The following is a 12,000-nucleotide window of genomic DNA, read 5'->3' on the forward strand; positions in this document are numbered from 1 at the left end:
ACCCCGCTGCACACCGCTGTCGTCTCGCACACGCGCCGCCGGATGAACTCCTCACGGGCAGGACGGCGGGACGCACAACGGCTCACCTCGACATCACATGTGACAACGTTGTCCTGACGGCCCAAAATCCGAACGGGTATTGCAGGGAGTGGAGAATCCTTCTCAGCTCTCCAGCCGCTGGACACCAGACCGGCCCGGAGCACTGTCGCAACGTAGCTATCGGTCGTGCTCACGTCAAGACTGTGGGGCGGGTCGGGCCACTTCTCCGACGCACAGGGCGAACAGGCGGTCAGCCTCGCAGTACCGGAGGGCAGTTGGGCCCCGGGGCAAGGGCACCCACCTCGTCACCGCCCGAGGGAGCGCCGGTCATGGGATACGGGAAAGGCCCGGACGGCGACCTGCTCCCGGAGATCACCCGCGCGCCGCTGTTGCCGGCCTAGGCACCGGATGCCGATGTGCGAGGTGCGGCCGCGGCGGCGTCGGCCAGGTCCCCCGTCATCACGGTCCGCTGAACCGGGATCAGGCAGCACCCGCCTGTGGGCCGCTGAGCGTGTAGGTGGTTCCGACGCTGGTCTGCACCCATGCGTCCGGGACCGCCGCGGCGAGTGTGTGCTGCGCGCGCCAGCCGGTGCAGTGACCGGGGACGATCAGCTCGGGTGCGAGTTCGGTGAGCGCGGCCACCGTCGGGCCGATGACCGGCTCGAAGACGGGGCCGCTCAGGTGGAATCCGCCGATGCCGGCCAGCAGTTTGCTGACGCCGGTCAGCCGCATGGCGTGCCGGATGATGTTGACCACTCCGGCGTGGCCGCACCCGGTGATGATGACAAGTCCCCGGCCGCGCACGTTGATGACGAGTGCCTGGTCGTCGATGACGGCGGGGTCGTGTCGCCAGCCGTTCCCGTCCCAGGCCTGGTGTGCCTGCGGCATCCCGTGCTCGAACTCGGTGACGCGGTCCACTTCGCCGGTGATCAGGATGCCTCCTGCCAGCAGCGACGGCTGCCGCCGCTCGATCACCTCACCGGGTCGACGGCCGGTCCCTCCGCGACGCAAGGCGCCGACCAGGCCGCCTCGGCCGCCGAGTGCCCGTGATCGTCGCACATGCTAGGAAGCGCCTCCCCGCCGACAGGACCGGCCGGAGAGGCAGATCCCGGTGGAAGCCGCAGGCCCACGGCGGTCGCGCCGGCCGGACCGGCAGCAGGCGCCGCGCGGTGTCATGCTGCCACTCGCGCGGGCGGGACGACGACGTCGATGAGCCCGGTGGCCACGTCGTACACAAGCCCTGAGACGAAGACTCCGGCCGGAAGCTTCTGCTTGAGGACGTCGACGTCGACGCGGACGGCGGCGACCGGGTCGGTGACCGCCTTGGCGTCCAGGACCCCGGCCGGAACTTCGAAGTAGTCGGCCAGCAGCTCGGGGAACGCGGCCAGGTCCGTGATCCCGCAGTCGCTGTGGTGCAGGACCGCGTAGTGGACGTCGCCCGGGCGAGGGCCGCCCGTGCGGGCCTGGACGACCTTGGCGAGCATCTCCAGCGTCCGGAGTGTCGCGGGCGCGACCCGCCCTCCGACGTTGCGGATCACCGCTGCCTCGCCGAGCCTGAGCCCGAGCACGTCGGACGGGTCGACACGAGGGTCGACGCATCCGATGACCGTCAGACTGCCACTGGGCATGAGCTTGAGGCCGGCGAATGATCCTCCGTCGGCGAACCCGGCGTTCCGCTCGGCCAGCTCGTCCGTGTCGATCACTGTGACGGTAACCCCTTGTTGCTCTGAGCCTGGCCCCCCCGCTGACGCCGACGGGGACCTCCAGTTGCCGCAAGCTTGGCCCGCCGCTGCGACCCATGCCACTCGACTTCACGGCAGATCGTGATCATGCAGGACACGCCTCGCGTGATCCGACACGGCGTAGGTGGCCCGATTTCCTGCCGAACCTTGGGCGGGTGTCCGGATCCCTCTGGAAAGAACGGGCAGGGAGCGGGCACACCTCAGTCGGCGAGCGGGCAGCGGCTCCCCGCCCCGCGGAGCCCTCGACCGCGAAATCCAGGGACTTCGCACTCCGAAGTACGGGCATATTCGGTCATCAACGGCTCTACGACGAAGCTGGTCAGTACCGCCAATCGCTTATAGAAATTTGGCCACCGGAGCCGAAACGGGCCGGGCACCGGAAAAGCAGTCGGTGCGAGCACAACGCGCAGAGCCGTGAAACGGAGGTGTCGCCGTGGACGCCGAGGAACGAAGACGCGGGATTCTGGAAACGGCACGCCGTTGCGGATCCGTGGATGTCGGAAAGCTCGCAGCCGACCTCGGGGTCTCCAAGGAGACCGTGAGGCGCGATCTGAACCTGCTGGAGGGGCACGGGCTGGTCCGCCGTACCCACGGTGGTGCGCATCCCGTGGAGAGCGCGGGCTTCGAGACCACGCTCGCCTTCCGTATCACCATGCACGTTCCCGAGAAGTCCCGGATCGCGGCCGCCGCGGCCGAACTGCTCGGGGACGCCGAGACCATCTTCATCGACGAGGGCTACACCCCGCAGCTCATCGCCGCCGCCCTCCCCCGCGACCGGCCACTGACCGTGGTCACCTCCTCGCTGACCACCGCGGGTGCCCTCGCTTCCGCCGAGAACTTCACCGTGCTGCTGCTCGGCGGCCGGGTGCGTGGCGGGACGCTGGCCACGGTCGACCACTGGACGACCCGCATGCTGTCCGGCTTCGTCATCGACCTGGCGTACGTCGGCGCGAACGGCATCTCCCGCGAGTACGGGCTCACCACTCCCGACCCCGCGGTCAGCGAGGTCAAGGCCCAGGTCCTCAGGGCCGCCAGACGCCGGGTGTTCTCCGGGGTCCATACGAAGTTCGGTGCCGTGAGCTTTTGCCGCTTCGCGGACGTCACGGAGTTCGAGGCGATCGTCACCGACGCCGGGCTGCCCGCTTCCGAAGCACACCGCTACTCACTGCTGGGCCCTGAGGTCATCCGGGTCTGAGCCGCGTTTCATCCCGCCTGTCCCACCCCCGCAAGCCGGGGGCCTGGTTTCCCACGCCCTCGAAACATCCCCTGGAGTCAGTCATGCGCACACGAAGAATGATCCACGTCCTCGTCACGGCCACGGCCGCGGGCTCATTGCTGGCCGCCTGTAGCGGCGCGGGCGGCTCGACGGGCTCCGGGGGCGGCGGGCAGAGCATCAACGTGCTGATGGTCGGCAACCCGCAGATGGAGGACATCGCGAAGCTGACGAAGAGCACGTTCACGAAGGACACCGGCATCAAGGTGAACTTCACCGTCCTTCCCGAGAACGAGCTGCGCGACAAGGTCACCCAGGACATCGCCACCCAGGCGGGTCAGTACGACGTCGCCACCATCGGCGCCTACGAGGTACCCATCTGGACCAAGAACGGCTGGCTGCACGACCTCGGCGCCTACGCCGACAAGGACGCGAGCTTCGACAAGGCCGACCTGCTCAAGCCGATGGTGCAGTCACTGTCCGGCTCCGACGGCAAGCTCTACGCCCTGCCGTTCTACGGCGAGTCGTCGTTCCTCATGTACAACAAGGACGTCATGAAGGCGAAGGGCATCACGGTGCCCGAGCACCCGACCTGGCAGCAGATCGCCGACATCGCGGCCAAGGCCGACGGCGCGGAGCCGGGGATGCGGGGTATCTGCCTGCGTGGTCTGGCCGGCTGGGGTGAGCTGGGGGCCCCGCTGACGACGGTGGTCAACACCTTCGGCGGCACCTGGTTCACCAAGGACTGGAAGGCCCAGGTCAACGGCCCGGCGTTCAAGAAGGCGACGAACTTCTACGTCGACCTGGTCAGGAAGCACGGAGAGGCGGGAGCGGCCCAGGCCGGCTTCACGGAGTGCTTGAACGCCATGAGCCAGAAGAAGGTCGCGATGTGGTACGACGCGACCAGCGCGGCCGGGTCGCTGGAGGACCCCAGCTCCAGCAAGATCGCCGGCCATGTCGGGTACGCCTACGCACCGACCCAGGAGACCAAGAGCAGCGGCTGGCTGTGGTCCTGGGCGTGGGCCATGCCCAAGACCACGAAGAAGGCCGACGCGGCCTCGAAGTTCATGCTGTGGGCCTCCAGCAAGAAGTACGAGAAGTTGGTCGGCGAGAAGCTCGGCTGGTCACGCGTGCCGGCCGGCAAGCGGGCCAGCACGTACGAGATCCCGCAGTACCAGAAGGCCGCGGCTTCGTTCGGTGACATCACCCTGAAGTCCATCGAGGGAGCCGACCCGGCCAACCCGGGCGTCCAGCCCAGGCCGACCGTGGGCGTGCAGTACGTGGCCATCCCCGAGTTCCAGGACCTGGGAACGAAGGTCGCCCAGGAGATCTCCGCCGCCATCGCCGGCAAGACCAGCGTGGACAAGGCGCTGAACGACGGCCAGAAGCTCGCCGAGGACGTCGCGAAGAACTACCAGTGACCGTCACCGCCCGGTCGGCCTCGGCGCCGGCCGGGCACCGCTTCCCCACCCCGGCCTCCCCCAGTACCTGACGGGCCGGAGAGGCACCCCCTCAGGCAGAGGAATCACCCATGACCACGCTCACCGCTCCCCCCAGGACAGCACGACCACCTGGCCGGCCGCGCACGTCCACCGGCGTCGGCAAATGGCGGCGCCGCATCCCGCTGCTGCCGGCTCTGGTCTTCACCATCGTCGTTACGCAGCTGCCCTTCGTGGCCACGCTCGTCATCTCCACGTTCCAGTGGAACATTCTCAAGCCGGGCGACCGGCACTTCGTCGGCCTGTCCAATTTCACGTTCGTCTTCACCGACGAGCGACTGCGCACAGCGGTGTTCAACACCGTCGTGCTCACCGCGTCGGTGGTGTTCATCAGCGTGGTCCTCGGCCTCGGTCTGGCGCTGCTGCTCGACCGCCGGTTCGCCGGCCGGGGTCTGGCGCGCACGATGCTCATCGCGCCGTTCCTCGTCATGCCGGTCGCGGCAGCGCTGCTGTGGAAGCACGCCATCTACAACCCCGACTACGGACTGCTCAACGGCACGCTCAACGCCGTCTACCGGCTCTTCGGCGCGGACAACGGCCCCACGGTGGACTGGGTTTCCTCCTACCCCATGCCGGCCGTCGTGGTCTCGCTCGTCTGGCAGTGGACCCCGTTCATGATGCTGATCCTCCTGGCCGGTCTGCAGGCGCAGCCCGGCGACGTCCTGGAGGCGGCCCGCGTCGACGGGGCATCGGCCATGGCGACCTTCCGCCACATCACCCTGCCGCACCTGCGCCAGTACATCGAGCTGGGAGTCCTGCTCGGCACGATCTACGTCGTGCAGACCTTCGACGCCGTCTACACCATCACCCAAGGCGGCCCCGGCTCCCAGACGACCAACCTGCCCTACGAGATCTACCTGACCATGTTCCGCAAGTACGAGTACGGTCAGGCGGCCGCCGCCGGAGTGGTCGTGGTACTCGGCTCGATCGTGATCGCGACCTTCGCGCTGCGCACCATCGCGTCGCTGTTCCGCGAGGAGGTGTCCCGATGACGCACGCAGCCGTCGCCGCACCGGGCACGAGGCTCAAGAAGCTCATCCGCCGTCACGACGACCACACCGGTGCGCCCCGGCTGTCGCCCCTGTGGACCTTCGTCGCCTGGCTCGCCACCCTGGCGTTCTTCGCACCGGTGGCGTGGATGGTGCTCACCTCCTTCCACCAGGAGGCCGACGCGGCGACCAACCCACCGACCCCCTTCGCCTCCCTCACCTTCGACCAGTACAAACTGCTGTTCAGCCGGGACATCACCCCGTTCCTCCTCAACTCGGCCATGGCCAGCGTCTTTTCGACACTGCTCGTGCTCGCCCTGGCGGTGCCGACGGCCTACGCCCTGTCCATCAAGCCGGTCAAGAAGTGGACCGACGTGATGTTCTTCTTCCTGTCCACCAAGTTCCTGCCCGCCATCGCGGCCCTGCTGCCGGTGTACCTGATCGTCAAGGACGCCGGAATGCTGGACAACGTGTGGACGCTGATCATCCTCTACACCGCCATGAACCTGCCGATCGCGGTGTGGATGATGCGCTCGTTCCTCGCCGAGGTCCCCAAGGAGATCCTGGAGGCCGCCGAGGTCGACGGTGCCAACCTGCTCACCGTCCTGTGGCGGATCGTCGCGCCGGTCGCCATGCCAGGGCTTGCCGCCACCTCGCTGATCTGCTTCATCTTCAGCTGGAACGAGTTCATGTTCGCCGTGAACCTCACCGCGACGCAGGCGTCCACCGCGCCCGTCTTCCTCGTCGGCTTCATCACCAGCGAGGGCCTCTTCCTCGCCCGGCTCTGCGCCGCCGCCACGTTGGTCTCCCTCCCGGTCCTCATCGCCGGTTTCGCCGCCCAGGACAAACTGGTCCGCGGCCTGTCCCTAGGAGCAGTCAAGTGAAAGCCGCCGTCATCGAAGCCCCCGGCAAGGTCACCGTCACCACGGTGCCCGACCCCACTCCCGGGCCGCGCGAGGTGGTGGTCGATGTGGCGGCCTGCGGACTGTGCGGGACCGATCTGCACATCCTGCAGGGCGAGTTCGCACCGACCCTGCCGGTCGTACCGGGCCACGAATTCGCCGGGGAGGTCGTGGAACTCGGCAGCGAGGTCACTGAACTCGCGATCGGCGACCGCGTCGCGGTGGACCCCTCGCTTTACTGCAACGAGTGCCGCTACTGCCGGGCCGGACGCAACAACCTCTGCGACCGGTGGCGGGCGATCGGAGTGACCGTGGCGGGCGGCGCCGCCGAGTACGCCGTGGCACCCGTCGCCAACTGCGTACGGCTGCCGGACCACGTGGGCGTCCAGGACGCGGCACTCATCGAGCCGCTGTCCTGCGCCGTGCGCGGCTACGACGTGCTCAACAGCAGGATCGGCTCCCATGTGCTGATCTACGGCAGCGGGACCATGGGCCTGATGATGCTGGAGCTGGCCAAACGCACCGGTGCCGCCTCGGTCGACGTCGTCGACGTCAACCCGGAACGGCTGGCGACGGCCGGGCAGTTGGGCTGTACCCAGACAGCGACATCGGCGGACGAGCTGGGGCGGCCGAGTGGCTGGGACGTGGTGGTCGACGCAACCGGCAACGCCGCCGCCATCCAGGACGGCCTGGACCGGGTCGCCAAAGCGGGAACATTTCTGCAGTTCGGGGTCTCCGACTATGCGACGACGGCCACCATTTCGCCGTACCGCATCTACAACCACGAGATCACCATCACTGGCTCCATGGCGGTGCTGCACAGTTACGAGCGAGCGGCCGAACTGTTCGCCACCGGGGTACTCGACCCCAAAGTGTTCATCAGCCACCGGCTGCCGCTGACGGAGTACCCACAGGCACTGGAGCGGTTCGCCGCGGGCCAAGGGCGCAAGATCGTCGTGCTGCCCTGATCTGTCACCGTGAAACCGGGGACGTCGGGCGGTGTGTCAGGAGACGCAGCCCGAATCGGCGATCACGTAGTAGCCGGACGAGGTCTCCTGAAGGGTGTGGGTGACGGAGACGTTGTACAGACCCATGTTCTGGCTGGAGCCGTTGGCGTAGACGTAGCCGAGGCTTTGGTGGGCGCGGCCCGCGGCGACGTGGTGGTAGTTGCTGTCGGTGAAGCATTGCGGCTGGTACCCGGTGGTGGTCGCCGAGACCGCGGACGACCGGGAGCCGACCGCGCCGCCGGAGTCCACCGCGGCGACCGAGTAGCCGTACCGCGTACCGGAGTCGAGAGCCGTGTCGGTGTACGACGTGCCGGCCGTCGATCCGGCCTTGGTGCCGCCGCGGTACACCTCGTACGCCGCGGCGCCGCTCACCGCGGACCAGGACAGCGACACGGTGGTGTCGGTCGTGCCGGTGACCGTAAGCCCGGTCGGGGCCGGGAGGCTGCCGGTGCCGCCTCCGCCCGAGGCGTCCAGGCCCCAGAACTTCGCGGTCCAGTAGGAGGAGCAGATGTAGTTGAGGTAGTACGTCCCGGTGCTGCCGCACTGGTCGGTGCCGGAACCGGGATCGACCGCGAGGCCGTGTGCCATGCCGGACACGGAGAAGGTCTCGACCGCGGGCTTGCCGTTCGCATCGTCGTACACGGCCCGTGTGGTGCCGCCGGTCAGGGTGGTGGTCGAGGACGGGGTCTGGCTGAGGCCCCAGACGTTGGTCCACTGGTCCCGTTCCTCGGTGGCGTTGGCCGGATTGACCGTGGTGTCACCGGTGCCCTGCCAGATCGCGACCCGCGGCCAGGGCCCGCCCCAGCCGCCGGAGGCACTGCGAACCGCGTCGCCCCACTGCCCCGGGGTCTTGTTCACCGCGTTGTACTCGCAGGTCAGCGCGCTGGTGAGGTCGGTCGCGCAGCCCGCCGGGATGCCGGAGTCGATGGCGCCGCCCGCGAACACGTCGGGGTAGTCGGCGAGCATGACCGACGTCATCGCACCGCCCGCCGACAGCCCGGTGATGTAGATGCGGCCGGCATCGCTGCCGTAGTGGGACCTGGCGTAGTCCACCATCTGCTTGATCGACAGCGCCTCACCCTGACCACGGGTGTAGTCCGAGGACTGGTACCAGTTGAAGCAGGAGTTGGCGTTGTTGGCGGTGGTGGTCTGCGGTAGGACGAGTGCGAAGCCGTACATGTCGGCGTACTTGGACCAGCCGGAATGGCTGTAGTAGTCGCCCGCGCTCTGAGTGCACCCGTGCAGGGCCACGACCAACGGCGCGCCGGACGGCGAGCTGTCGGGAACGTACTGGAACATCTGCAGGTTGCCGGGGTTGGAGCCGAAGCCCGTGACCTGCTGCAGGCCCGCGGCCTGAGCCGGGGCCGGGGAAAGTCCGAGGACCACGGCGATCAGGGACAGGACCGTCGCCGCCGCGGAGACGGGGCGCGGCCATTTCAGGCGCCATACGCGGCGCGGTACGAACGGGGCGAAAGTCGGGTTCATGGTGCCACCAGGGTGATCGCGACGGGCGGGGAGAAAAGAGGGCAGCCGTACCCTGCCTCGAATGCCGTTGCGCGGCTTCGGAGTTACGGGGACATTACGTCCGGGATACCGGGGCCGTAATGGGGATGTACACCACCTCGTGGTGGCACGGCGTGTGGGTCCGCACCGTTGCGGCACAGGTCAGGACCCAGTGAGTGCCTCGGGGTCGGCGCAGGGCCGCTCGCGGGTACGTATGGGGCCGCGGCAGTACCCGCTCACCGTCGGAGGGGGCACGGATCATCGGGCCCACCCAGACGCTGTCACTTCGTCCGGCACGGTGCGCCATTTGCCGTTACCGCAGGGTCACTTGAGTACATCCCTTGCCGCTCGGGACGCCAACCCCCTATGTTATGCGGCTAGTTAAGTCTACTTAACCCCCCACTTAATGCGAGGTCCTCGTGCGCGTCCACAGACACCTGCTGCCGGCAATCACCGCAGGAACCCTCGTCTTGGCCGGGCTCTACGCCGCGAGCGTCCCGTCCCACGCCGCCGACACCTCCGCCCCACGGCCCCCGTCCTCCGAAGCCGCCGGTGAGAACACCCGGACTGTCGAGTACTTCCCCAGCACCCACGGTGAGGGCAGGCACCGCCAGGTCCCCGCCACCGTCCCGCAGTGGATCAGGCAGAGTCGATCGGCCCCGACGGTGAGCCCCGGCAAGACCCGCGTCACCGCACTGCAGCGCACAGGTGCTCCCGACGACCGCCTCGATGTCGTGGTCATCGGCGACGGCTATACGGCCGGCCAGCAGTCCGACTTCGAGGCGGACGCACGCACCAAGCTGAACGCGATCTTCCAGATCGAGCCGTACAGGAGCTACCGCGGACTGTTCAACTTCTGGCTCGTGGAGGCCATCTCCAACCAGTCGGGGGTCACCGGCGACCCGACCCGGGACGTCGTCAAGGACACCGCCGTCAGCAGCTACTTCTACTGCGACGACACCGAGCGACTGCTCTGCGTCGACGAGCAGAAGGTCGACTCCTACGCGCAGCGGGCACCGGACTCCGACATCGTCTTCGTCATCGCGAATTCCACGAAGTACGGCGGCGCCGGGTACAGCGGCCTCAGCTCCACCGCCGGCCACACGGGTATCGCCACGATGTCTTCCGACAACCCCAGCTCCTACCTGATAGGCGCCCATGAACTCGGCCACTCCATAGGCCTGCTCGGGGACGAGTACGAGGACGGGGGCGGCGACCGCTACCCCGGACCGGAACCCACCGAGCCCAACCTCACGATGCAGACCGCCGCCGACATGCAGGACCACCGGACCAAGTGGTACCGCTGGATCGGTGAGAGTGACCCGTCGGGCGGCACGGTCGGCGCGTACGAAGGCGGCGGTTACCACCACCACGGCATCTATCGCCCCACCGAGAACTCCATCATGCGAAGCCTGAGCAACGACAGGTTCAACCTGCCCGGTCAGGAAGCGATGATCGAGGGCTTCTATCGCCACGCCTCCCTGCTCACCGCCCGTACCCCCACCGTCGGCACCCTGGACGCTTCCGACCCCCTTCGTATCAGCGTCCCCCGGCTGCCGCGCGACGGCCTGTCCGATGTGCGCGTGCACTGGTACGTCGACGGAGTCGAAGTCCAGAAGGCGGTCGGCCGGCGCTCCGTCACGCCGCGTACGCTGCGGATCAGTCCGGGTACGCACACGGTCACCGCAACGGCCACCGACGACACGTCGGCGCTGCGCGAGCCCGCGGCCCGGCAAGCTGCCTCCACCAGTGTGAGCTGGCAGATTTCCGAGTAGAGCGGTTGCCGTCGGCGATCACACCCCTCAACTGCAGGGGCCTGTTGGACCTGTCGGCGTCGTTCACCGACTGCCGGTCGATGTCCCGCACCGGCCAGCCGGCGCGGGACATCGACCGGCTCACGACGGCATTGCGTTGTTTCTCTGGCAGACCGAGCCACTCAGCGCAGTACGGCCGCCAGCAAGTCGGAACCCAGCGCCGTCAGGTCGGACACATTGAGGACGTAGCGAACATAACGACCGTGTCGCCGGGCCGTGAGCAGCCCCGCCCGGCGCAGGACGGCGAGGTGTCGGGAAACCTCCGGAGGTGAGAGTTCCCAGGCGTGGGCCAGCTCACCGTTGGTGTGCGCGCCGCGGGCCAGGGTGCGCAGCAGCCGCAGCCGTACCGGATGGGCGAGTGCCTCCAGCCGTAGTGTGACCGTCTCCAGCGATACCGGCTCCGCTGGGCTCGGCTCGGCCACCGGGTACTGCATCACCGGCTGCCACTCGGGCGCGAAGACCGCCACCAGGTGCGGGCTGCCGAAGACACTGGGGATGAAGGTGACCCCTGTGCTGTGGGCGGCGGTCGCCTTGTCCTGCAGTTTGTCCACGACGATGCAGTCGCCGTCCGGTGCCAGGGTGACCGCACCGGAGACCGACGCGAGTGCCGCCCCGATGCCCTGGCGCCTCAGCAGGTCGTTCTTGAGGCGCAGGTCGGTGGCGAGCTGCACGGCGACGTCCGTCCAGGCGGCGTCGAAGAAGGCCTCGGCACACTGTTCGAGGGTGCGGCGCACCCGCGCCCGCACGGCGGCCGGGTCCGCGAGCAGACGTTCCGCGAAGGCTTCTTGTTGCGCGCCGCGGGCCTGGGCCAGGTCCAGGGCCCGCTCGCGCGCGGTCGTGTCGGTGAGCGGCGACGGAGCTCCGAAGTGGACCCGGTTGCTGCCGCACGTCGTCACGAGCGCGGCGGCCACATACCTTTCGTCGTCGATCCGGTCCACGTCGTCCAACTCCTCGGCGAGGGTGGGCCGAGGCCGGGCGGGGAGCAGAAAGTCGGCCCGAGAGGAACGCCAGAGGAACTCCGCCTCCCTGAGCCGCTCGGCCAGCTCCGGCCGCAGCCCTGCCCAGACTTCCCCGGCCCAGTCGGCGAGCTGCGGATGATGCCCGGGTTCGGCCAGCACGTGCAGCATCGCGGTCAGCTCGGCCAACGGGGAGGCGGCGAACCGCAGCCGCTCGGACGGCAGGCCGCTGATGTCGATCCTCAACGTCATCCCCGCATCATCACTGACCGGATGGCCGACGACGGCGTCGGTTGACGGTATCCGTCAACCGACGTGGCCGACCCGTCGGCCGCA

General features: G+C 68.5%; 10 protein-coding genes. 6 read left to right on the plus strand and 4 right to left on the minus strand.

Features of this window, described 5'->3' with window-relative positions; all coding sequences use genetic code 11:
- Positions 1 to 519: 519 nt before the first annotated feature.
- Positions 520 to 1,014, minus strand: coding sequence for an MBL fold metallo-hydrolase (locus tag ACWGKT_RS27900; RefSeq protein WP_453275873.1), 495 nt, complete (start codon positions 1,012 to 1,014; stop codon positions 520 to 522).
- Between the two features lie 197 nt (positions 1,015 to 1,211).
- The gene (locus tag ACWGKT_RS27905; RefSeq protein ID WP_453275874.1) at positions 1,212 to 1,742 is read right to left on the minus strand and encodes a carbonic anhydrase; all 531 of its coding nucleotides are present in this window, start codon (positions 1,740 to 1,742) and stop codon (positions 1,212 to 1,214) included.
- Positions 1,743 to 2,214: 472 nt separating this feature from the next.
- On the opposite strand from ACWGKT_RS27905, the gene ACWGKT_RS27910 reads away from it, so the two are divergent.
- The 5 genes from ACWGKT_RS27910 (at position 2,215) to ACWGKT_RS27930 (ending at position 7,352) form a co-directional block, all read left to right on the plus strand.
- The gene (locus tag ACWGKT_RS27910) at positions 2,215 to 2,976 is read left to right on the plus strand and encodes a DeoR/GlpR family DNA-binding transcription regulator (protein ID WP_356156638.1); all 762 of its coding nucleotides are present in this window, start codon (positions 2,215 to 2,217) and stop codon (positions 2,974 to 2,976) included.
- 83 nt (positions 2,977 to 3,059) lie between these two features.
- Complete coding sequence (locus ACWGKT_RS27915; protein ID WP_453275875.1) at positions 3,060 to 4,415, plus strand: ABC transporter substrate-binding protein; 1,356 nt, start codon at positions 3,060 to 3,062, stop codon at positions 4,413 to 4,415.
- Positions 4,416 to 4,525: 110 nt separating this feature from the next.
- Complete coding sequence (locus tag ACWGKT_RS27920; protein ID WP_235455617.1) at positions 4,526 to 5,485, plus strand: carbohydrate ABC transporter permease; 960 nt, start codon at positions 4,526 to 4,528, stop codon at positions 5,483 to 5,485.
- Positions 5,482 to 6,366, plus strand: a complete 885-nt coding sequence (locus ACWGKT_RS27925; protein ID WP_453275876.1) for a carbohydrate ABC transporter permease — start codon at positions 5,482 to 5,484, stop codon at positions 6,364 to 6,366. Before ACWGKT_RS27920 ends, ACWGKT_RS27925 begins: the two co-directional genes overlap by 4 nt.
- The gene (locus tag ACWGKT_RS27930; RefSeq protein WP_453275877.1) at positions 6,363 to 7,352 is read left to right on the plus strand and encodes a zinc-dependent alcohol dehydrogenase family protein; all 990 of its coding nucleotides are present in this window, start codon (positions 6,363 to 6,365) and stop codon (positions 7,350 to 7,352) included. The genes ACWGKT_RS27925 and ACWGKT_RS27930 overlap by 4 nt, the downstream gene beginning before the upstream one ends.
- 36 nt (positions 7,353 to 7,388) lie before the next feature.
- On the opposite strand, the gene ACWGKT_RS27935 is transcribed toward ACWGKT_RS27930, so the two are convergent.
- Positions 7,389 to 8,876 carry an extracellular catalytic domain type 1 short-chain-length polyhydroxyalkanoate depolymerase gene (locus ACWGKT_RS27935; protein WP_453275878.1) on the minus strand — a complete coding sequence of 496 codons (1,488 nt, stop codon included), beginning with the start codon at positions 8,874 to 8,876 and terminating at the stop codon, positions 7,389 to 7,391.
- A 488-nt stretch (positions 8,877 to 9,364) separates the two neighbouring features.
- Here ACWGKT_RS27935 and ACWGKT_RS27940 point away from each other — a divergent pair, with 488 nt between their 5' ends.
- Positions 9,365 to 10,669, plus strand: coding sequence for a M64 family metallopeptidase (locus ACWGKT_RS27940; protein ID WP_453275879.1), 1,305 nt, complete (start codon positions 9,365 to 9,367; stop codon positions 10,667 to 10,669).
- A 161-nt stretch (positions 10,670 to 10,830) separates the two neighbouring features.
- Here ACWGKT_RS27940 and ACWGKT_RS27945 read toward each other — a convergent pair whose 3' ends face one another.
- Positions 10,831 to 11,916, minus strand: a complete 1,086-nt coding sequence (locus tag ACWGKT_RS27945; RefSeq protein WP_453275880.1) for a DUF5937 family protein — start codon at positions 11,914 to 11,916, stop codon at positions 10,831 to 10,833.
- Positions 11,917 to 12,000: the final 84 nt, after the last annotated feature.

The sequence above is a fragment of the Streptomyces sp. NPDC054794 genome, from assembly GCF_053611585.1.